General features: G+C 61.0%; 24 protein-coding genes. 13 read left to right on the forward strand and 11 right to left on the reverse strand.

Going from position 1 to position 21411, the window contains the following annotated elements:
- Window positions 1-87: 87 nt before the first annotated feature.
- The 8 genes from deoR to CFE47_RS02950 all read left to right on the forward strand — a co-directional run bounded on the left by deoR (window position 88) and on the right by CFE47_RS02950 (window position 8829).
- Window positions 88-846, forward strand: a complete 759-nt coding sequence (gene deoR / locus CFE47_RS02915; protein ID WP_286835418.1) for a DNA-binding transcriptional repressor DeoR — start codon at window positions 88-90, stop codon at window positions 844-846.
- A 154-nt stretch (window positions 847-1000) separates the two neighbouring features.
- Entirely contained in the window at window positions 1001-1975 is a 975-nt protein-coding gene (locus CFE47_RS02920; protein ID WP_185705935.1) for a substrate-binding domain-containing protein, read from the forward strand.
- A gap of 45 nt (window positions 1976-2020) precedes the next feature.
- Window positions 2021-3037, forward strand: coding sequence for a galactitol-1-phosphate 5-dehydrogenase (locus CFE47_RS02925; RefSeq protein WP_286835419.1), 1017 nt, complete (start codon window positions 2021-2023; stop codon window positions 3035-3037).
- Window positions 3038-3137: 100 nt separating this feature from the next.
- Window positions 3138-4658 carry an FGGY-family carbohydrate kinase gene (locus tag CFE47_RS02930; protein ID WP_286835420.1) on the forward strand — a complete coding sequence of 507 codons (1521 nt, stop codon included), beginning with the start codon at window positions 3138-3140 and terminating at the stop codon, window positions 4656-4658.
- Window positions 4655-5629, forward strand: a complete 975-nt coding sequence (locus CFE47_RS02935) for a sugar-binding transcriptional regulator (protein ID WP_286835421.1) — start codon at window positions 4655-4657, stop codon at window positions 5627-5629. Before CFE47_RS02930 ends, CFE47_RS02935 begins: the two co-directional genes overlap by 4 nt.
- Window positions 5622-7109 (forward strand): sugar ABC transporter ATP-binding protein, encoded by a 1488-nt coding sequence (locus CFE47_RS02940; RefSeq protein WP_286835422.1) that lies wholly within the window; start codon window positions 5622-5624, stop codon window positions 7107-7109. Before CFE47_RS02935 ends, CFE47_RS02940 begins: the two co-directional genes overlap by 8 nt.
- Before the next feature lie 4 nt (window positions 7110-7113).
- Complete coding sequence (locus CFE47_RS02945) at window positions 7114-8142, forward strand: ABC transporter permease (protein ID WP_185705944.1); 1029 nt, start codon at window positions 7114-7116, stop codon at window positions 8140-8142.
- Window positions 8143-8154: 12 nt separating this feature from the next.
- Window positions 8155-8829 carry an HAD-IA family hydrolase gene (locus CFE47_RS02950; RefSeq protein WP_286835423.1) on the forward strand — a complete coding sequence of 225 codons (675 nt, stop codon included), beginning with the start codon at window positions 8155-8157 and terminating at the stop codon, window positions 8827-8829.
- A 75-nt stretch (window positions 8830-8904) separates the two neighbouring features.
- Here the strand turns inward: CFE47_RS02950 and CFE47_RS02955 are convergent, their stop codons facing one another.
- Window positions 8905-9186 (reverse strand): hypothetical protein, encoded by a 282-nt coding sequence (locus CFE47_RS02955; RefSeq protein ID WP_286835424.1) that lies wholly within the window; start codon window positions 9184-9186, stop codon window positions 8905-8907.
- A 110-nt stretch (window positions 9187-9296) separates the two neighbouring features.
- Window positions 9297-9824 carry a DinB family protein gene (locus tag CFE47_RS02960; RefSeq protein WP_286835691.1) on the reverse strand — a complete coding sequence of 176 codons (528 nt, stop codon included), beginning with the start codon at window positions 9822-9824 and terminating at the stop codon, window positions 9297-9299.
- A gap of 124 nt (window positions 9825-9948) precedes the next feature.
- On the opposite strand from CFE47_RS02960, the gene CFE47_RS02965 reads away from it, so the two are divergent.
- Complete coding sequence (locus tag CFE47_RS02965; RefSeq protein WP_286835425.1) at window positions 9949-10635, forward strand: tellurite resistance TerB family protein; 687 nt, start codon at window positions 9949-9951, stop codon at window positions 10633-10635.
- Here CFE47_RS02965 and CFE47_RS02970 read toward each other — a convergent pair.
- The 7 genes from CFE47_RS02970 to CFE47_RS03000 all read right to left on the reverse strand — a co-directional run bounded on the left by CFE47_RS02970 (window position 10632) and on the right by CFE47_RS03000 (window position 18234).
- The gene (locus tag CFE47_RS02970) at window positions 10632-11453 is read right to left on the reverse strand and encodes a PA4824 family protein (RefSeq protein ID WP_286835426.1); all 822 of its coding nucleotides are present in this window, start codon (window positions 11451-11453) and stop codon (window positions 10632-10634) included. The genes CFE47_RS02965 and CFE47_RS02970 overlap by 4 nt on opposite strands.
- A gap of 18 nt (window positions 11454-11471) precedes the next feature.
- Window positions 11472-11819: a DUF2493 domain-containing protein gene (locus tag CFE47_RS02975; RefSeq protein WP_286835427.1), complete on the reverse strand. Its 348-nt coding sequence runs from the start codon at window positions 11817-11819 to the stop codon at window positions 11472-11474.
- Window positions 11820-11882: 63 nt separating this feature from the next.
- Complete coding sequence (gene mgtA, locus CFE47_RS02980) at window positions 11883-14600, reverse strand: magnesium-translocating P-type ATPase (RefSeq protein ID WP_286835428.1); 2718 nt, start codon at window positions 14598-14600, stop codon at window positions 11883-11885.
- A 223-nt stretch (window positions 14601-14823) separates the two neighbouring features.
- A complete protein-coding gene (locus CFE47_RS02985; RefSeq protein WP_286835429.1) occupies window positions 14824-15117 on the reverse strand; it encodes a hypothetical protein in 294 nt (97 codons plus the stop codon).
- 318 nt (window positions 15118-15435) lie between these two features.
- Window positions 15436-16047: a LysE family transporter gene (locus CFE47_RS02990; protein WP_286835430.1), complete on the reverse strand. Its 612-nt coding sequence runs from the start codon at window positions 16045-16047 to the stop codon at window positions 15436-15438.
- Between the two features lie 74 nt (window positions 16048-16121).
- Window positions 16122-16913, reverse strand: coding sequence for a helix-turn-helix transcriptional regulator (locus tag CFE47_RS02995; RefSeq protein WP_286835431.1), 792 nt, complete (start codon window positions 16911-16913; stop codon window positions 16122-16124).
- 37 nt (window positions 16914-16950) lie between these two features.
- On the reverse strand, window positions 16951-18234 hold the full coding sequence (locus tag CFE47_RS03000) for an arsenic transporter (RefSeq protein WP_286835432.1): 1284 nt from the start codon (window positions 18232-18234) through the stop codon (window positions 16951-16953).
- A 139-nt stretch (window positions 18235-18373) separates the two neighbouring features.
- Here CFE47_RS03000 and CFE47_RS03005 point away from each other — a divergent pair, with 139 nt between their 5' ends.
- From CFE47_RS03005 to CFE47_RS03015, 3 genes are all read left to right on the forward strand, one after another.
- Window positions 18374-18589: a hypothetical protein gene (locus CFE47_RS03005; protein ID WP_043205333.1), complete on the forward strand. Its 216-nt coding sequence runs from the start codon at window positions 18374-18376 to the stop codon at window positions 18587-18589.
- A 71-nt stretch (window positions 18590-18660) separates the two neighbouring features.
- Window positions 18661-19356: an AzlC family ABC transporter permease gene (locus tag CFE47_RS03010; protein WP_286835433.1), complete on the forward strand. Its 696-nt coding sequence runs from the start codon at window positions 18661-18663 to the stop codon at window positions 19354-19356.
- Window positions 19353-19667 (forward strand): AzlD domain-containing protein, encoded by a 315-nt coding sequence (locus CFE47_RS03015; protein ID WP_185705970.1) that lies wholly within the window; start codon window positions 19353-19355, stop codon window positions 19665-19667. The genes CFE47_RS03010 and CFE47_RS03015 overlap by 4 nt, the downstream gene beginning before the upstream one ends.
- 158 nt (window positions 19668-19825) lie before the next feature.
- On the opposite strand, the gene CFE47_RS03020 is transcribed toward CFE47_RS03015, so the two are convergent.
- A complete protein-coding gene (locus CFE47_RS03020; RefSeq protein WP_286835434.1) occupies window positions 19826-20041 on the reverse strand; it encodes a hypothetical protein in 216 nt (71 codons plus the stop codon).
- Window positions 20042-20205: 164 nt separating this feature from the next.
- On the opposite strand from CFE47_RS03020, the gene CFE47_RS03025 reads away from it, so the two are divergent.
- A complete protein-coding gene (locus CFE47_RS03025) occupies window positions 20206-20559 on the forward strand; it encodes a hypothetical protein (protein ID WP_286835435.1) in 354 nt (117 codons plus the stop codon).
- 144 nt (window positions 20560-20703) lie between these two features.
- Here CFE47_RS03025 and CFE47_RS03030 read toward each other — a convergent pair whose 3' ends face one another.
- A complete protein-coding gene (locus tag CFE47_RS03030) occupies window positions 20704-21408 on the reverse strand; it encodes a YoaK family protein (RefSeq protein ID WP_286835436.1) in 705 nt (234 codons plus the stop codon).
- Window positions 21409-21411 lie beyond the last annotated feature (3 nt).

A 21411-nucleotide genomic window follows, 5' to 3' on the forward strand; every position in this document is an offset into this window, starting at 1 on the left:
TGCATTAAATGTGAAATAAATAACATTGTAAATGGATTTTGTGAGCCGTTCTGTCACTCGGCCGCATTCAATCAGGGTGAAAGCGCAGTGGATTCAAAGAAAACCGAACGATTCAAAGCCATGCACCGAGCCTTGCAAGGCGAGGCGGCGGTGCATCTGCGGGACATGGCAGCGTTGCTTGGGGTGTCGGAAATGACCCTGCGCCGCGACCTGGTGAACAACGCCCAAGGCCTGCGCCTGCTGGGCGGGCATGTCACCCGCAGCGGCGCACCAGAGCCGGACTATCAAGTGGCTGAGCAAGACCTGCGCAACATCGCCGAGAAGCGCCTGATCGGCCAGCGTGCTGCCAGCCTGGTGCGTCCCGGCGATACGATCTTCATCGATTGTGGGACCACCACGCCGTTTATTGTCGATGCACTGCCCGACGATCTGGAGTTCACCGCGCTGTGCAATTCCCTCAACGTGCTGCTCAAACTCCAGCAAAAGCCGCTGTGCACGGTGATTCTGTGTGGCGGCATGCTCGACCGTCGCAACCTCGTGTTCGAAAGTCGCGCCGAGGTTGGGATTATCGATGGCATCCGCGTCGCCTGGGCGTTTATCTCCGCCGCAGGGGTCAGCGCAGCCCATGGCGTGACCTGCTACAACCTCAACGAAGTGGACGTGAAACAGCGCGTCATGGCGCGAGCGCAGACCTGCGTGCTGGTGGCCGACCACAGCAAATTCGAGCAGGTACGCGCCGCGCATTTTGCCGAGCTGGCGGATTTCCAGCGGGTGATTAGTGATCCAGCCCTGTCCAAGGCCCAGCAGCAAATGATCGAGGAGGGCGGCGCTGTACTGATCTTGTGATTTTTATATCGTATGTTTGGATTCTAACAAAATAGCCTTGACACCCTCGGGAACAAGGCATAGTTTTTCAAATGTGATCGCGGTTCACATTTGTGAGCACGGCCTCCCTGAAGGTCGCGCCCGAATCCAGACAACAATAAAAATAGGAATCACCATGCTACAGATAGCCCGTAAACCTGTTCATGTGCTGTCCCTTGCTCTGGCTGTCGCGGCCTCGGTTCTGGCACTGAACGCCCAGGCCAAGGACCTGAAGATCGGTTTCAGCCAGGTCACCCTCCAATCCCCCTTCTATGTGCAGCTGCGTGACGGCGCCAAGGCCGCTGCGGCCAAGGACGGCGACGAGCTGATTTTCCTTGATGCCAATGGCGACATCAGCAAGCAGAACAACGATATCCAGGACCTGCTGACCCGCAAGGTTGACGTGCTGATCATCAATGCCGTGAACCCGGATGCGGTCGGCGCCTCCCTCGATGCCGCCAAGCGCGCCAAGGTCCCGGTGATTGCCGTGGACCGTGCCATCAATGCCCCGGTGGCGGCGACCATCGGCCGTAACAACGCCAAGATGGGCGAGTTGTCCGGCCAGGCGCTGGTGGCAGCGCTCAAGCAAAAAGGCGTGGTCACCGGCAAGATCATCGAGATCCAGGGCGACGCCGGCGGCACCGTGATGCAAGAGCGGCGCAAAGGCTTCCACACGGCGCTGGCCGGTACCGACTTCAAGATCATCGAAGGCCCCTACAGCGAATACATGCGCGCCAATGCGGTAACGGCGATGCAGGACCTGCTGCAAGCCCACCCCGACCTCAAGGCCGTGATCGCCCACAACGACGACATGGCCATGGGCGCCCTCCAAGTGCTTAACGAAAGTGGCAAGAAAAACGTACTGGTTGCCGGTGTGGATGGGCTGTCCGAAGCCATCAACGCTATCCAGAACGGTGACCAGTATGTTGCCACGGCCCTCAACGACCCGCGCTACCTGGGCGAAGTCGCGATTGAAGCGGCGCGCGGCCTGGTGAGCGGCAAGACCATCCCGGCGTTTGTCGATGCCGGCACCAAGGTCGTGACCAAGGCCGATGCGGCTGAGATCAAGCACGACGCCACCTTCGGCGAATACCGTCCCGGCGCGCTCTGATACGCGCTGAACACTTGCATTGCCTATCCAACAGGGGATTTCACTGTGAAAGCTGCCGTCATGTACAAACCGGGTGATATCCGGGTCGAAGATGTTCCAAAGCCTGCTGTAAAACCTGGCCATGCGTTGGTACGCGTTGCCGCGTGCGGGGTGTGCGGTTCGGATATTCCACGGATGCTGAGCAAGGGCGCCCACGTGATGCCGTTGATCTGTGGCCATGAGTTCGCCGGGTTCATCGAAGAGATCGGCAGCGGCGTCGAAGGTTATTCCATTGGTGAACTGGTCACCGTGCCGCCGATGATCCCGGATGTCACCAGCGACCAATACGCCCGTGGTTTTCCGTCGCGCTCCGAGCAATACGACTACTTTGGCAGCCGCCGCGATGGCGCCTACGCCGAGTTCGTCAATGTGCCGCTGAGCAACTTGATCAAGGTGCCTGCGGGCATGGACCCGATTGCCGCGTCGCTGGTGGACCCTGCGGCGATTGCCCTGCACGCCATCTGGAAGGCCGAGTTCAAGGCCGGGCAGAGCGGGGCGGTGGTGGGCTGTGGGCCGATTGGCCTGTTTGTGATCCAGTGGCTGCGCATCATGGGCGCCAAGGACATCGTGGCCATCGACATCGCCGAAGAAAAACTCGCCATGGCGCGCCAGGCCGGTGCTACCCACACGTTGCTCAGCGGCGCCTCCGATGCCGACTTGCCGCGCTGCCAACTGGTGATTGAAGCGGCGGGCCACCCAAGCTCGATCAGCCAGGCCGTGCAGTTGACCAAGGCCGGTGGGCATGTGGTGTTTATCGGCATCCCGACCGGCGAAGTGCCGATCAGCACCGCCACGTTCTCGCACTTCCTGCGTCAGGAAATCTCCCTGCACGGCGCTTGGAACTCGTTCTCCGCGCCGTTCCCGGGAGATGAATGGACGGCCTCCATCGACAAACTGGCCTCGGGTGAATTGCAGTGGAAATTCATGATCACCCACGACCTGCCGCTGGATGAATTGCCATCGATGTTCCAGCGTTACGCGGACCGCAGTGAAGTGGCCGCCAAGGTCATTTTCCGTCCGTGATCCAAAGCCTTAGGCTGTGATTCGCCCAGCCCTGCAATGCACGCCGTTGCAGGGCTAAAAACAAAAAGCGTCGGCAACCCAAGACGCAGGAGGACTACCGATGACCTTGTTGTTGGGACTGGATTTCGGAACAGGTGGAGTGCGGGCGGGGTTATACGACCTGCACAGCCACAAACTGGTGCAGGTAGCCGAGGCGCCCTACACCACGCAATACCCGCAGTTGGGCTGGGCCGAGCAAGCGCCTGCCGACTGGTGGTCGGCACTGGGCAAGGCGTGCCGGCAACTGATGAGTCAGGCCGGGCACCCGCCCGTGGCTGCCGTGAGTGTTGCAACCACGGCCTCCACGGTGGTGGCGGCCCAGGCAGACGGCCAACCCCTGACCCCGGCGTTGTTATGGATGGACTGCCGCGCCGCTGTCGAGTCGGCGCGTACTGCGCATATCAGCCACCCGATGATGAACCAGGGCGGCGACGCAGTGGAGTGGTTGGTGCCCAAGGCCATGTGGCTGGCCGAGCACGAGCCAGAGGTGTATCGCCGCGCCGCACGTATTTGTGAGGCGGTGGATTGGATCAACTTCCAGCTCACCGGCCGCTGGGTGGCGTCCCAGCTCAACGCCAGCTGCAAATGGAACTACGACACCCTGCAACAACGTTTCCCTGTCGAGTTGTATGCCGAGCTTGGCATCCCGGAATTGGCGGAAAAACTGCCGCCGGACGTGATCAAGGTGGGCGGGCGCATCGGGCCGCTGACTGCCGAGGCTGCCAGTCACCTGGGCCTGAGCCGCGACACGCTGGTGGCGCAGGGCGGCATCGACGCCCACATGGCGATGCTCAGCGCCGGCACCACGGGCGCTGGAGAATTACTGTTTATCGGCGGTACCTCGGTGGTGCAGCTGATGCACACCCCCAAGCGTATCGACGTGCCGGGCATCTGGGGGCCTTACCCCGATGCATTGCTCGACGGCCAGTGGTTGATGGAGGGCGGGCAGGTCTCGGCCGGTTCGATCCTCAACTGGCTGGCGCAGAAGATGTTTGGCCTGGACGATGCCGGCCACCAGCAACTGATTCGCAAGGCCGCTGCGCTGCAACCGGGTTCCACCGGCTTGTTGGTGCTGGATTACTGGATGGGCAACCGCACACCGTATCGCTCGCCGGATATGCGCGGTGCAATCATGGGCCTGTCGCTCAACCATGACCGCCACGACCTCTACCGCGCCTCGGTGGAAGCTATTGCACTGGGCTCGGCGAATATCTTTCATACCTGGCGCAGTGAAGGCATCGAGATCACCCGCGTGGTCGCTGCCGGCGGGTTCCAGAAAAACCCACTGTGGTTGCAGGCCACCGTTGACGCCACCGGCGTCCCCTTTGAAATGGTGCCCCACGACAACCTCACCCTGATCGGCACCGCCGCCGCTGCCGCCTGTGCCCTTGGCGAGTTCAGCGATTTGCAACAGGCCGCCACCGACTTCACCACGGTCGGCCGCCTGATCGAACCCGACCCCTACGCCCACGAGCAATACATCGAGCTGCTCGGCCGTTACCGCGCCGCCACCGACAGTGTTGCGCCTATCAGTTGCAAGCCGCCGGCGAACCGTGTGCTCGGCGTAAGGCCAGCAGCATGAGCGCCGAATCGCTGTCACCCAAGCTCACCGGGGACGCCCAGCGAGACGACCTGATGGTGCAGGTTGCCAAGCTGTACTTCGACCTGGAAAAGACCCAAAGCGAAATCTCCAAGGAAACCGGCCTGACCCGCTGGCAAGTCAGCCGTTTACTGCGCGAGGCGCGCGATTGCGGGGTGGTGCGCATCGATATCGTCGCCCATTCTGCCCGCGTGCCCGCGCTGGAAGTTGCCCTGCAACGCCGTTTCGGCCTGCGTGAAGCGCTGGTGCTGGACGTCGAAGACGAAGACGCCCTTAACGTAGTGACCCAAGCCGCAGCGCGCTACTTGTGCAACCTGCAACCGATGCCTGCGCTGATCGGTGTGTCCTGGGGCCGTACCTTGACCAAGATGGCCCAATGGCTGACGCCGCGTTGGAACGAAGGGGTCAATGTGGTGCTGCTCAATGGCGCGATCAATACGCGCTCGACCGGCGAACCCAACCATAACGTTGCTGAACGTTTTGCCCAGGCGGCCCGTGGCCAGGCTACCTTGCTGCCGGTACCGGCCATTTTGGGGCACGCCCATACGCGTGAGGCGCTGGAGCAAGATCCGGTGATCGCCCAGGTCATGCAGCTTGGGGAACAGGCGCCAGTCGCATGTTTCAGCCTGGGAGAGCTGTCTGATCATTCGGTGCTGATGGAGTCCGGCTATATCGACCGTCCCCTGCTGGCCGAGCTTGAACGTCTCGGCGCAGTGGGCGACATCATGGGCCGATTTATCGGCATGGACGGCGAGCCGGTGCTGCCGGAGCTGGATGCGCGCACCCTCGGCCTGCGCCTGTCGGCCCTGCGTGAAAAGCCCTGGTCGATTGCCGTGTGCGTCGGCACCCACAAGCACCGCATCGTGCACGCCAGCGTCAAGGCCGGTTACGTGAATGTGCTGGCCACCGACGCGGCGACCGCCCGCTACTTGCTGGAGCAGGATCATGAATGAGTTGGCCCTGGAGATTCGCCACGTCAGCAAGCGCTTTCCGCCGAATGTGATTGCACTCACCGACGCCTCACTCGATGTACGGCCCGGCGAAGTGCATTGCCTGCTGGGCGCCAATGGCGCTGGCAAAAGTACGCTGTTGAAAATCGTCGCCGGTGCCCATCGCCCGGATGGCGGTGACATGTCGATTGCCGGCAATCCGGTGGAGTTGAAGAACCCGCAACAGGCGCGCCAGGCTGGGATCGCCATGATCTACCAGGAGCTGGACCTGATCCCGCAGATGACCGTCGAAGAGAACCTGATGCTCGGCTATGCACCACGGCGTTTCGGCATGATCGACCGGCGCAAGCGCAGCGCCATGGCCAAGGCTGCCTTGTTGCGCGTGGGCGCAAATTTCGCCAGTACCGACCGCGTTGGCAGCCTGTCGATTGCCAACCAACAATTGGCGGCGATTGCCCGTGCGTTGACTTGCGAGGCCAAGGTGGTGGTGATGGATGAGCCCTCCGCCGCGTTGAATGAAACCGAGCTCAAGCAGGTGTTCCAAGTGATTCGCGAGATCACCGCTGCAGGCGTTGCGGTGTTGTATGTGAGCCACCGGCTCAATGAAATTCGCGAGATCGGCGACCGCGTCACCGTGCTGCGCGCCGGGCGCACCTTGCAAACCCACGAACTGGCGCAGATCGATGACCAGGCGTTGATCGCGGCGGTGGTTGGCGAGCACCGCGATTTGCTGGAACGCAGCCCGCGCCAAGCGCCGCGCGATGAATTGGCCTTGAATGTGCGCCGCCTGCAAGGCGCCCAAGGCCTGGACGTGCGTGATTTACAAGTGCGCCAGGGGGAAATTGTCGGCCTGGCCGGGCTCAACGGCGCAGGCCGTAGCACCTTGCTCAAGGCGTTGTTCGGCGTGGGGCGCAACGACAGCGATGTGGAGTTGTTCGGCGAACCCTATCGCCCGCTGACCTCACGCCAGGCGATCCGCCAGGGCGTCGGCCTGGTCCCGGAAAACCGCAAGACCGAAGGCCTGCTGCTGGACGCGCCGATTTATCGCAATGCGTGCCTGGTGCATGCGCGGCACCTGCGCTGGTTCTCTCATCGCCAGGCCAAGGACCGCGCTGGCCCGGTGCTGCAACGCCTGCAAACCAAGCTCGACAACCTGGAGCAACCGGTGCGCCAACTCTCGGGCGGCAACCAGCAGAAAGTGGTGATGGCCAAGTGGGTGATCGACGGTGCGCGCTTGTTGTTGCTCGACGAGCCCAGCCGTGGCCTCGATGTGGGCGCCAAGGCTGACCTTTATGCCCTGGCGCGTAGCCTGGCGCAGGAAGGCGCGGGCGTGCTGGTGGCCAGCAGTGAGCTGGATGAGTTGTACGTCAATTGTGACCGCATCTGGGTCATGCACGAGGGGCGCAACGCCGTGTGTTTCGACCCATTGAGTGCCAGTCGCGACCAGATCGACCAGGCCATCCTTATTGGTAAAAGAGTGTAGAGCCATGACTATCGCCAGTAACCCGACACCCGTGTTCGACAAGCCCGTCGCCCTTGCCGCCAGCCGCCGCAGCGCGGTACTGGAATGGGTGATGCGCTACAACTTCGTGTTTATCTTCCTGTTCGCCGTCGTCGTGGCGACGTTCCTGTCGGATGACTTCCTGACCTTTGGCAATATTGCCAACCTGTTCCAGCAAGGGGCCATCGTCGGGATTGTCGCCATCGGCATGACCTTTGTGATTCTCACCGCCAACATCGATCTGTCGGTCGGCAGCCTGTGCGCGTTCGGCGGCATCCTGGTAGCCGTGTTGTTGCAGAACCAGGTCAGCGGCTGGCTGGCAGTACCGGCCACCTTGCTGGTGGGGTTGGCGATTGGCACGCTGATGGGCAGCCTCACGGTGTTCGGCAAGGTGCCGAGTTTTATCATCACCCTCGCTGGGTTGGTGTCGTTGCGTGGGGCGACGTTCCTCGCCTCCGACGGCGCACCGATTGGTGGTTTGCCCGCGAGCTTTACCGGTTTCGGTTCGTCGATGATCGATATCCTGCCGAGTGCCGGCATTGCGTTCCCGGTGCTGGGGCTGATCTTTATCCTGATCACCGTGGTTGCCTGGCTCGTGCTGCGCTACACCGTGTTTGGCGAGTACGTGCTGGCCACCGGCGGCAACCTGGAGGCCGCCCGCTTGTCCGGTGTACCGGTCCGTGCGGTGACCATCGGGGTGTTTGCGATCTGCGGCGGGCTGGCGGCGTTTGCCGGGCTGTTGATGACCTCGCGCTTGCACGTTGGCCAACCCACCGCTGCCCAAGGCCTTGAACTGGACGCGATTGCTGCCGTGGTACTCGGTGGCACCAGCCTGTTCGGCGGGCGCGGCAGCGTAGTGGGCACCGCAGTGGCGGTGATGCTGCTGCAAGTACTGCGCAATATCTTCAATTTGCTGGGGCTGGGTTCGTTTTATCAGATGGCAATTACCGGCGTGATCATCGTGTTGGCGATTTTGCTCAACCGTTTGATCGATCATTACGCTGGCCGTACCTGAGGATAAAAGCGGATGAATGCACCACAGATCAAGGCCGTGATCTTCGATATGGATGGCCTGTTGCTGGACACCGAGGGCGTTTATACCGAGGTCACTCAAATCATCTCCGACCGTTATGGGGGGCGGGCGTTTGACTGGCAGTTCAAGCAGAACACCATTGGCCTGGGCGCGTATGACCTGGCGAGCTACATCGTGGGCGCGCTGGAATTGCCGATCAGCCCCGAGACGTTTCTGGAGCTGCGTACGCCGCTGATGAACGAGCGTTTTCCCCACGCCAGCGCCATGGCCGGTGCGCAACGGTTGGTACGGCACCTCTCGGCCAAGGGGGTGCCGATTGCGGTCGGCACCAGTTCTTCACGGCATTACTTTGACTTGAAGATAAGCCGCCACCGCGAGTGGTTTGCCCTGTTTGACGCGATTGTCACGGCGGATGACCCGCAGGTAGGCGCAGCCAAGCCAGCGCCGGATATTTTCCTGGTGGCGGCTGAGCGTTTGGGTATCGCCCCGGTGGACTGCCTGGTGTTTGAAGATTCACCGTTCGGTATTACGGCGGCGAAGGCGGCGGGGATGTTTGCGGTGGCTGTTCCTGATCCGGCGATGCCGGATGAGAAGTTCCGGCATGCAGACCGTCGCTTGCCGAGCCTCGAAGCCTTCGAGCCGCAAGCCTGGGGCTTGCCTAGATATTAAAAACTCAGCAAATCCAATGTGGGAGCGAGCAAGCCCGCTCCCACACAAGCCCGCTGTCACTGGAATTGGGGGTCTTCAGACAAACGGCTGCCCACTGAACCCACGCGGCAAGCGCTGCAACCCTGGCAGGTCGGTGAGTCGTTGCGTCCAGGCGCTGCGCCAATCGACGGCGGTAGGGGTCTTGGTTTTGCGGTTGGCTCGGCGGGCGGCATTACGCTGTACGCGGCGCGCTTCCTTGTAGGCATCGGTGTTGCGGCAGGTGCGGCACTTGACCCGGTTCAGCTCGGTGCTGGAGGGGAGGTTGGTGCCGTGGTGACCACAGGCCAAGTGGCCGGCGACCTTGAAGTGAATGACCATCTGAGCATCTCCTTCTTATGGGGGAGGGCGGAACGGTTTTTTCCGACACCTCACGGTTTGTGACCCCATCGGCTCAGCCGCGTTCGCTTTTGTTCGTTGCCCTGTTGCGTTCAGTCGATAAGCGCCAACAGGTCAGTGTCACCCACATCCACCCCCGCCTGGGTCAGCAGGGTTGTCGCCTGGCCGCGGTGGTGGGTCTGGTGGTTGAAGAAATGCACCAGCAGGCTGAAAAACGGCTTGTCCGCCGCCATGCCGCGCATGTTGTGGTAGTGCAAGCGGTGATCCAGGTCGGCCTCCTGCACAGTCGGCACCCAAGTGAGGATCAGTTGATCCAGCCAGGCGCGGCGGGCGCTGAGTTCACGGATGTCGCCAAAGGCCAGTCGCTTCAAGTCAGTCGGGGTGGCGATGGCATCCAGCGGCACCAGCGCCGAATACCCTGCAGGGTGCAGAGCAAAGCGCTTGAGCCAGACGGTATCGCCTAACGCCAGATGATTCAGGGTGCCGAGGATCGAGCCGAAAAACGCGTTACGGTCCATGCCTAGCTCTGCATCGCTCAGCGTGCCAGCCGCGTCGTAGAGCTTGCGGTTCATCCATTGGTTGTAGCTCGCCATCAGGGCGATATGCTCGATCCGATTCACCTGGTCCTTCCTCGAAGACGCGATGCCTCCATGATAGGCCGTGCCCGCCCGGCGGTCATGGTGTTCCGGCAGGCGCGGGCTATGGTTGTTAGACGCCAACATTGCGCCCTCGGAGGGTGACACCATGAACACCAGTGATCTACTCGAACAACTGCTGCGCACCGGGCAACCGGGCGGTGCGGCCTCAGGTGGTGGCCTGGGCGGGCTGCTTGGCGGTTTATTGAAAGGCACCAGCAATGCCCCGGCCGGTGGTGGTCTGGGCGGTTTGTTAGGTGGGCTAGGCGGTTTGCTGGGCGGTGGGGCGGCGGCACGCCCTGCGCAAGGGCGTTCCGGCGGTATGAATTACGCGGCGCTGGCCTCCTTGGGAATGATGGCCTTTCAGGCGTATCAAGCCTGGCAAAGCCAACAGGCAACCCAGCCGCAGGGCGCCTTCCAGACCGCCGACCAGCTCGACGGCCCGGAAGCCGAGGCCCATAGCCACGCGGTGTTGCGCGCGTTGATCGCCGCCGCCAAGGCGGATGGGCGCATCGATGAAAAAGAACAGCAAATGATCTCGGACGAGTTGACCAAGCACACTGACGACCCGCAGTTGCAACAGTGGCTCGACGCCGAAGTCGCCAGGCCATTGAATGCTGCGGATTTTGCCGAGTACGCCCACGACCCGGCCCTGGCGTCGGAGATTTACCTGGCCAGCGTCCTGTTGGTCGACGATCAACAGGACGCGGAACGCAACTACCTGGATGAACTGGCAGCGCAATTGCAAATCGACCCGCAGCTGCAACTGCACCTGGAGCAACAGGCCAAGGGCTAGAACCGCAGAGTGGCGCCCGTGGTCAGCCATTGCTTGCGATCTCCACTCAGGCTCTGCCCGACCACTAGGTCCACGTCGACAAATTTACCGACATGCAAACGCGGCCCGGCCTGCCAAGCCTGGTCGCCACCTTCCTGGCCGTAGCGTTCACCGATCAGCGTGAGCGCATCGATCAGTTGGTATTCGAACCCCGTGCCCCAGGTCAGGCGATGATTCTGCTCACCGCCGTTGTAGGCGTGGGTCCAGCCGCCATTGAAGTTCAGGCGCAGCGCCTCAACGGGTTGCCAGGTCAGTGGCACGTTGAAGTCGGCGCCATCAAACGCATGCTCGCGGTCCAGCGCAAAGTGGCTCGTAGCGGAAAGCGCCAGTTGCAATCCAAAGTCTTGCTGCGACCACACCTGCGCTTTGATTTGCGGGCTGACCTGGGTCTCGGCATCCCCGGCATTGCTGGCGCGGGACAGCGCCGCACTCCACTGCACCGACGGCAATGCGCTAAAGGTGCAGGCCGGGTTCAGGGTTTGGCTGTTGATGTTGCCTTGGTGCCGGTTGGCGGTATACCAGGCGTCGACATTGCACTCTCCTGGATCGTTGACCGCACCATCGTCCACGACATAAGCGCCGCCGGCGGCGTACGCCTTGGACAGCAACGCCGTGACCAATACAAGCGCCAGGGTCAGCCCGATGAAAATCAGGTTGCGCCGCAGCGCTCGACGTTTTGCCGGTGGTAGCAGCAACAGGGTGTGGTGTGCGCCGCGATAGTGACGCGCACGGTATTTGGCAAACCCATCTATAGGTTTCTGGGTATGTTTTTTGTGCATGATGCACCTCGCTTGAATTCAGCTTTCTACGGTCAGCACGGAAATGCCGCTGGCTTTGGCCTGACACACCAGCTCCGAAGTGTCGTCACCACCCGGCAGGGCGATGACCACGTCAGGGCGGCTGTCGGTCAGCATGAAATGGTTGCGCTGGCGTTCGGCTTGCTTGCCGTGGCGTTGCCAGTTCGGCGGGTAGCGCACCACATCAATGCCCAGTTCCCGTGCCCAGTCCTCGACATCGCTGCCCAGGAACTGGTTGCCGCCATGGATCAATACCTGCACCGGGCGCAGGCGGTGGTAAGCGTCCAGCACTTGGCGGGACTTTTTGGTGTCGGCGTAATGACGACCTGCACAGATCAAGACGCGCATATTCGAATCCTTGTGATGCACGGTGACGGCCGGGCGACCGCCACCGTTTGAACGGCGGGAAAATCAGTACCACTGCTTGAAGCGGCGGATGTAGATCGTCTTCATCAGTTGGGCGACGCAGCAGTAAGCGAGCAAGGTGCCCACCAGCCAAGGGAAGTACGCCAGCGGCAACGGCTCCAGGCCAACCAGGGTGCCCAGCGGCGAGAACGGTACGTAGATCCCCAGCACAATCACCACGGCTGTCATCATCAACACCGGCCATGCCGCCGTGCTCTGGAAGAACGGGATCTTGCGAGTGCGCAGCATGTGCACGACCAGGGTTTGCGAGAGCAGCCCTTCGATAAACCAGCCGGACTGGAACAGGGTCTGCATTTCCACGCTGTTGGCGGAGAACACGTACCACATCAACGCAAAGGTGGTGATGTCGAAGATCGACGAGGTCGGTCCGATCCAGATCATGAAGCGGCCGATGTTTTTCGCATCCCACTTGCGTGGCTTGGCCAGGTATTCCTTGTCCATCTTGTCCCACGGCAAGGCTAGTTGGGAGATGTCGTACATCAGGTTTTGCAGCAGCAGGTGGATCGACAGCATCGGCAGGAACGGAATGAACGCACTGGCCACCAGCACCGAGAACACGTTGCCGAAGTTGGAACTGGCGGTCATGTTCAGGTACTTCATGATATTGCCGAAGGTTTCACGGCCCTTGAGCACGCCTTCTTCCAGCACCATCAAGCTCTTTTCCAACAGGATGATGTCGGCCGATTCCTTGGCAATGTCAGTGCCGCTGTCCACCGAGATGCCCACGTCGGCGTCGCGCAGCGCCGGGGCGTCGTTGATCCCGTCACCGAGGAACCCAACGGTATGCCCGTTGGCTTGCAGGGCCTTGAGCACGCGGGACTTCTGCAGTGGCGTGAGTTTGGCGAACACCGTGCGTTCTTCTACGCGGCGCAGCAGGGTGGCGTCGTCCATCGCTTCAATTTCCACACCCAGCAGCGGCTGGCCTGGGTCCAGGCCGACCTGGCGGCAGATCTTGCTGGTGACCACAGCGTTGTCACCGGTGAGTACCTTCACCGCCACGCCAATCTGTTGCAGCGCGGCAATTGCCGGGCCGGCGGTTTCCTTCGGCGGATCGAGGAACGTCAGGAAGCCCTGGATCACCAGGTTGCGCTCATCGGCGGTGGTGTACTGCTGGCGCGCCAACGCCTTGGGAATGTTGCGGGTAGCCACCACGAGTACGCGGAAACCGTCTTCGTTGTAGTCGTTGGCCAGTGCCAGCAACTCATTGCGCCGACGCTCATCCAGCGGCACGGCTTCGCCATTTTCCATGACATGGGTGGAAATGCTCAGCATCTCCTCCACGGCGCCCTTGCACACCAGCAACTGGTCGTCGGCAGCATCCTTGACCACGATCGACAGGCGACGGCGTACAAAGTCGAAAGGCAATTCATCGACCTTGCTGTAGGCAAACGGCACCTTAAACTTGGGGTTTTGCTCCGAGAACTGCACCACGGCCTGGTCCATCAGGTTTTTCATGCCGCTTTGGTGAAAGCTGTTCAGCCAGGCCAGGGACAGCACCGCGTCATCTCGCTGGCCGAAGGCGTTGACGTGATGCTCAAGGATGATCTTGTCCTGGGTCAGGGTGCCGGTCTTGTCGGTGCACAACACGTCCATCGAACCGAAGTTCTGGATTGCGTTGAGGCGCTTGACCACCACCTTGCGCTTGGCCATGACCGTGGCGCCCTTGGCCAGGTTGGCGCTGACGATCATCGGCAGCATTTCCGGGGTGAGGCCTACGGCAACCGCCAGGGCAAACAGGAAGGCATCGCCCCAGTCACCCTTGGAGAAACCGTTGAGGAAGAACACGATCGGCACCATCACCAGCATGAAGCGAATCAGCAACCAGCTGACGCTGTTCACGCCACGGTCAAAGGCGGTTTGCACCCGTGAACCGACAATCGCCTTGGCCAACGAGCCAAAGTAGGTACGCGGGCCGGTGGCGACGACCACGGCTTTGGCACGCCCGCTGACGACGTTGGTGCCCATGAAGCAGATGTTGGGCAAGTCCAGCAAGTTGCCTTGATCGGCAGCAAAGGCTGGAGTGGCGGACTTTTGCGTGACGTCGCCGAGGGTGTCGTACTTTTCTACCGGCAAGGCTTCGCCAGTCAGCACCGCCTGGCTGATAAACAGGTCACGGGACTCGATCAGGCGAATATCTGCCGGGATCATGTCGCCGGCGGACAGCTGCACGATGTCGCCGGCCACCAGGTCGCGCATCGGCACTTCGCGCAGAGTGGGCTGGGCGCCGACTTGCTCACGGCGCAATACGGTCGCGGTGGTGCGCACCATGGCTTTCAAGGCTTCGGCGGATTTGGCCGAACGGTGCTCCTGCCAAAAACGCAGCAGGCTGCTGAGCAGCACCATGGTCATGATGATGATGACTTTGGTGGGGTCGGCTTCTTCGCCGGCGCGCATCGGCAGCCAGCAATCGGTGACGAAGCTGATACCGCCCAAGGTCAACAACACGTAGATGAAGGGGTTGTTCAGTGCCTGCAGGAACTGGACGACGGCGTGAGGCGGCTTGTCGTGGGCCACTTCGTTGTAGCCTTCGCGTTGCAGGCGGGCGGCGGCGTCCAGTTCGGTCAAACCGTCCTGGGTGGCACGTACGTTGGCCAGGGTGGCCGAAAGGCCGTTCTGGGCTTCCCGGGCGGCACGCATCGACAGCTTGGTATCGGCGTCGGTTGCGGTTTTTTTGTGCAGTGGCGTGTTTTTTACGGCGCTCATTGTGTGTACTCCTGTCGCCAATTTTCGACAAAACATACCCGGTACTTACCTGTTTTCAGGCGAGCGAAAGCATGCCGAGCCGCTAACTTCGCGATCGGTTTAAATAAGGTGCTGATATAACTTTTGCGGGCGCGCTAGTTAACTTGCGCGCAGCACGCTACAACTGGAAGTGTTCATAGGGAACTCCAGGGTGTTTAATGGAAAGTTGCTGTTTCCAGCAGGATTAAGAGGCGCGCGCGCTCAAGTAAAGACCGAGCAGCAAGCCGGCTTGCACCAGGCTGGAAACCTTCGGTCTCTGTGGGTCCTGAGGGTCGGCGTGATCCCATTGCTGGACCAGTTGGCCGCTTTCGGGGCAGACACGCCAGTGCGCCAGCGGGGGCGCCGGACGCACTTGGGGGGAGGGTGTGGCAAAGGCCGAGCGGGTAGGGGAAAAGCCTACGGGCTCGCGGCACAGCTTGGCGCGCAAGGCTGCGGCTAGCTGGCGAACATCTGATAAAACAAAGGCTTGGAAGGTCATAACACACCTCGGGACCGGACGAGCGACCGGCGAGGCAGTTACGGTGGAGCATCGAGCTCTAGCGCAGCTTACCGGACCTGGAAGGCGAGTCCTGTCATATTCTGGGTTTGGCGCCCGATGCCCGCAAACGCGGTGCTCGGACAGCGACTAGATACTGTGTCCATTGGCTTCTTTTGTGAGGTTTAAAAAAGGCCCCAGTTGCGGGCACGGGCAATCTACTCAGCCAGTTACAAAATGTCAACGCTTGATTGATTAAAGTGTCTGGCGTTCAGAGTTCATTCAGACAAACAGCGTCGGAAAGTTATGGGATATATAACTTCATATACCGTTGGCGGCGAGCACGGCGAGGTAGATCAATACCAGCCCGCAAGTACCGTAACTGATGCGTTGCCAGAACGGCGATGCGTTCTTGCGCAGCAGATTCACCAGCGCGGCGATCAGGAAGCACGACAACACGGAGGCCACCATGAAACCTGCGAAAAACATCAGGGTTTGCCCGTGGCTCGGCGTAGCGCCGACGATACCCGACAGCGCGCTGCCCAACGCCCCCCAGTAAACAATGTTCTTCGGGTTGGCGAGGGAGATCGCTGCCCCGACTGCGAGTGCGTTTTTACCGGAACTGGCTGGCGCGTCCTCGGCTTGAGGCAAGCGCCAGGCATCGCGCAGGCTTTGCACACCAAGCCAGGCCAAGTAGAGCGCGCAAACAATGGTCAGCGGCACGCGCACGGCGTCGTGCTGGATCAACAGGGCGATGCCGGTAAGGCCAATCACCGCCCATACCGCATCGCCCACCAGCGAGCCGATTTGCACCAACAGTGCCGGGGTGAAGCCGTGGAGCAAGCCACGGCGCAGAGTCTCCGCCAGCACGGCGCCAGGGGAGAGGCAAAACACAAAACCGAATACCAGTGCGTAAAAGAAGATCGTCAGCATGCCCGCGTTCCTTCAGGAGATGGCGGGCATTGTGATGACCCGAAGGCCCTGCGTCTTGAACCAGATTGCGCTGTTCAGCGCTTCACCACGCTTTGATAGCGCCCCGGGGTGATGCCGTAGGCGGCGCGAAAGTGTCGGTTGAGGTGGCTTTGGTCGGCAAAACCGAGGTCGTGGGCCACCTCGCCAGCTGCCCTGCCTTGGCGCAGCAGGCCTTTGGCGCGCCGCGTACGCAACTGCATGGCCCACTGCCGGGGGCTCAGCCCGGTTTCTTTCTGGAAGGCCCGCAGCAAATGGAATTTGGACAACCCCAGTTCATCGCCCAACTGATCCAGCGGCAAGGACTGATGCAACTGTTGGGCAAGTAACTCCTGGGCGCGGCTGATCAGGCTTTTACCGACCGCGGCGCTACCCGGCAAACGCACGCCGCTAAGGCTGACGACTTCGCCTAGCAGCACGACCAACGCATCTTCGTTCAATTCACGGATCCGAGCGTCAGCGCTCAATGAGCCAGTGACGGCAGCGGCCAGGCGTTGGGCGAGGTCGGGCTGAAAACAGAGCGAGCGGTCGAACTCCAGGTGCACCAAGCCAAGGTCGGCGGCCAGTTGGTCTGCCGTCACATACAGGCTGACAAACTGCCATGGCGCGCCATCTGCCGCGCCACCGCCCTGAATCTGCCCGGGGTTGTACAAGGTGATAGATCCCGGGCCTGCCTGGAATTCTCGCCGGTCCAGCCACACCTTTTCCTCGCCCAGCAGGTTAACCCCAATCACGCACTCGTCGTGGCTATGGCGCGCAAAATTGAGGCCGGTGCAGGTGGTGCTGCTCAGCTCGTAGTTGCCCAGCCAGGCGTGTTGCATGGCGCTCATCGAATGGGCTCATGGCAAAGGAGAGCGCCGAGCATAACTAAATACTCAGGCGCAAGGCGAGGGCGGCCAGGGTGATTAACAGCACCGGCAGCGTCAGCACAATCCCAACCTTGAAGTAATAACCCCACGTAATTGTGATGCCCTTGCGCGCCAGGATATGCAGCCACAACAACGTTGCCAGGCTGCCGATCGGCGTGATTTTCGGGCCCAGGTCGCTGCCGATCACGTTGGCGTAGATCATCGCGTCCTTGATCACGCCCACTGCGTGGCTGGATTCGATGGACAGCGCGCCAATCAACACCGTCGGCAGGTTGTTCATCACCGATGACAACAGCGCCGTCAGCACACCGGTGCCCATGGCTGCGCCCCACACGCCGTAAGTGGCGAAGGTGTCGAGCCAGGTGGCCAGGTACGTGGTGAGCCCGGCATTGCGCAAGCCGTATACCACCAGGTACATGCCCAGGGAGAAAATCACGATCTGCCACGGCGCTTCCTTCAATACCTTGCGCGTGGAAATCTTGTGGCCCTTGGCGGCGATGACCAGCAGGAGCAGGGCGCACGCCGCAGAAATCGCGCTGATGGGGATGCCCAGCGGTTCAAGAGCGAAACAGCCGACCAGCAGGATACCCAGCACCCACCAGCCGGCGCGGAATGTGGCGCGGTCGTGAATAGCGTTGGCGGGATCGTCCAGATCGGCCGGATCGTACGTTTGCAGAATGTCACGGCGGAAAAACCACATCAGCACCGCGAGCGTGGCTGCGATGCTGACAAAATTGACCGGCACCATGACGGCGGCGTATTCGTTGAAACCGATCTTGAAGTAGTCGGCCGAGACGATGTTCACCAGGTTCGACACCACCAGCGGCAGGCTGGCGGTATCGGCGATAAAACCGGCCCCCATCACAAAGGCCAGAGTGGCCGCCGGCGAAAAGCGCAGGGCAAGCAGCATCGACATCACGATCGGCGTAAGAATCAGCGCCGCGCCGTCATTGGCAAACAGTGCCGACACCAACGCGCCAAGCAGCACCATATAGGCAAACAACCTACGGCCGCGCCCACGCCCCCAGCGCGCAACATGCAGTGCGGCCCACGCGAAGAACCCGGCTTCATCCAACAGCAGGCTGATGATGATCAACGCGACAAAGGTGCCGGTGGCATTCCAGATGATGTGCCACACCACCGGGATGTCCGCCAGGCTGATTACGCCACAGGCCAGGGCCAGGATTGCCCCCACTGTAGCGCTCCAACCCACGCCCAGCCCCTTGGGCTGCCAAATGACGAGAACGATAGTGAACAGAAAAATGCCAGCGGCAATAAGCATGGATGTCCCCGGTAAGGCAAAAAGAGCCTAAAGATTGACCTGCGGCAACGTCTATTAATTCAGCCACAAGTGACTGAAATTAAAATGAAACACGAGTGTCCTAAAGTGCCCGACCATTGGTGATAAAGGAAGTAACCGCGTGACCCGTGCCACTCGCAACCTGCGCAAGACCCTCGATTCCGTCGCGGACAATAACGAAACCGCTGCGTTTGATCTAATGCGCGCCGTCGAAAAGCTCGGCGATGAAGTGCTGCGCCAGCGTTTGCTCAATACCATTCACCGGCTGAACCAGGATGCCCATGAACTGCGCGAAGCGCGGGACTCGGTGGAGCAGGTGTCTGTAAGGCTCGCCTGAGCAAGATCGTTCAAGACAAGCCCCTTATTGCACTGGCATGCTTGTCGACTGTCTGTCGATGAGCCGTCTCCATGTCTACTGCCGTACCTCATTACGCGTTCGCTCGCGGCGCAATCGCCGTCATTCCCTTGTCCCTGGCCTGCGCGCCGTGGGGCCTGCTGGCCGGCTCCATGGCCATCGATGCGCAGTTTACACCGCTGCAAGCCCAGGGCTTGTCCGCCATTGTGTTCGCCGGCGCGGCGCAATTGGTGGCGATTGGCATGGTCAAGAGTGGCGCCAGCCTGATCTCCATTGTGTTGACCACCTTATTGCTGACTTCCCAGCATTTGCTCTACGGCATGCACATGCGTCCAACGCTGTCGGCGCTGAATACCCGATGGCGCATGAGCCTGGGCTTTTTGCTCACCGACGAATTCTTCGCGCTGGTCAGCCACTACGACCGCGAGACGTTTAACCGCTGGTACGCCCTGGGCGTCGGGCTGACGTTCTATATCGCCTGGAACCTGTTCACGCTGGCGGGCATCGTGCTGGGTAAAAGTATTCCGGGGCTGGACCAACTGGGCCTGGAGTTTTCCATCGCGGCGACCTTCATTGCGCTGATCACACCGGTGGTGCGCGATATCCCGACGGTGGTCTGCGTGGCCGTGTCGCTGCTGTTTTCCGTGTGGCTGAGCTTCCTGCATTGGGAGTCGGCGGTGGTGGTGTCCGGCGTGCTGGGCATGAGTGCAGGGTATGCCTGCAAACGACTGGGGGTAGGGCAGCAATGATCTACATCATGATTGTGGTGATGGGCCTGGCAGTGTTTCTCAACCGTTACCTGTTTATCGAGCCGCGCCTGCCGGTGCGCCTCAATCGTGGCGCGCGAGAGTTTCTTGGGTTTGCAGTGCCGGGGATGCTCACCGCGATTTGCGGGCCGATCATTTTTCTGGCTGACCACCAGCACCTTAACCTCAGCCCGGCCAACCCTTATTTGCTGGCCGGAATCAGCGCCGTGGCCTTGATGTACTGGACGCGCAACGTATTGCTCACCGTGTTGTTGAGCATGGCGGTGTTTTATCTGTTCCGTTGGCTGCTGTGAACGCCAGGCAAAAAAAAAGCCCGCGGGAGGGCGGGCATCAAGGGAGACTTCATTAAAAATGAGCCTGCCCACTATAGGCGGCGCATTCTCCCTTTACAGTGAAACTAAATTCATCCAACGCACAGCAAGGCAGCCCCAATAGGGGCTGCCTTGTCGTATCAGCTTTTTGCGTTGAGCTTGCGCAGTTCTTCGTAGGTGGCCGACTGGACGAACCAGAAACCGGAAATGATGCACCACGTCAACGTACCGCCCACCAGCACCGCCAGGCCCGACAGGAAGCTTGCGCTGAACATCGTGACCAGGCCAATCAGCCATACGAAGGCCAGGGCGATGTAGAGCACGGAGTTGTTGACGCTGATGACGAAATCTTTCATGACGCTTCCTTGTAGAGAATATCCCGTGGCCTCCTCAGTGAGACCAGCGGCGCCATCATAATGCCATGCCTGCCGCCCGCGCCACCCTGAATGCTCCTTGTGTATTGCGCGATGGCCAGGGCCGGCAAATGGTAAAGTCGCGTTTTTTCCAACGGAGCAATGGCATGCACAAGGTGGTAATTGGCGCATTGGTACTGGCCGCACTGGCCGGTTGCGCAGGTTCGAAGATGAAAGACGCGCGGGCAGGCACGCCTTACAAAACCCTGGCTTCGGACAAGGCCACCCTGGTGGTTGCCCAATGCATCCAGTTTGGTTGGCAGGACGAAACCGTGTTTGGCGTAGACGCCGGCGGCTTCAAGGAGCCTACCGAGGCGGGCGGTTTTACGGTGTACACCACGGGCGGGGATTACTTTGTCGATGTGCAAAGCACCGGTGCGGGTTCAACCGTCAAGTACTACGCCGTCGAAGACAATATGCCGGCCAAACGCCGTTTGGCGGCGCTGGCGACCTGTCTGTAATCCAATGCCTTAGTGCTTTTAGGAAATGCCCGGCACGACAGGCGCTGGACATTCGCTTATGATTCACATCGCTCGCCCGACATGATGGCTCTTTACCAGTACACGGATGTCGAGGCTGGACAGTCGGGCGAGCATCCTTTTCCCTTAGCGGGGCATGAATCCCAAATGCCAGCGCCTTGGAATACTCAGTGACACCACACCCAGCACTCCCGCCAATACGCCGCTGACCGCCAGCGCCATGAGGCCCAGATGCTGCTCCAGCAGCGCGCCCAACACTGCGCCCACGAACATTCCTGCCCACGGTACCAGTTGCACCCGCCAGCCGTTGCGGCGTTCTCCCAAGACCCAGCGTCCAAGGCCTCGGCCAAAGCGTGATAACGCACCCGTGACGTAGGTAAGCCCCACCGGCAAACCGTTGACCTCTTCCACGGCCGCATTGAGCATGCCCATTGCGATGATCGCGGCGAGCAACGCTGGCAATGCATCGGTTACGGGCAACAACGCGCCGCCACACAGCAAGGCTGCAATGCACAGCAGCAAGGGCAGGGCATGCCGTCGACCGAGCCGGCTGACCACCACGCCCAGTGCATTGCCGACGACAAACGTGGCGACCAGCAACGACAACCGCCCCGTCAGCCCCAGATCGCCCGCGCTGATCGCCACCGCGAGCCGTGTGGTGTTGCCGCTCATAAAGGACACAAAATCACCACTGGCCATAAAGCCGATAGCGTCGGTCATGCCCGCCAACACCGAAAGGCTGGCCACCAGCATCATGCCCACTCGGCCACGCCAGCGCTGGCGGTGGGCGAGTACGGCGTTGGCAAACGGTTTGCGGGGCAAAGGCAGCATGGC

The sequence above is a fragment of the Pseudomonas sp. PGPPP1 genome, from assembly GCF_002255865.1.
Lineage (GTDB): Bacteria > Pseudomonadota > Gammaproteobacteria > Pseudomonadales > Pseudomonadaceae > Aquipseudomonas > Aquipseudomonas cremoris.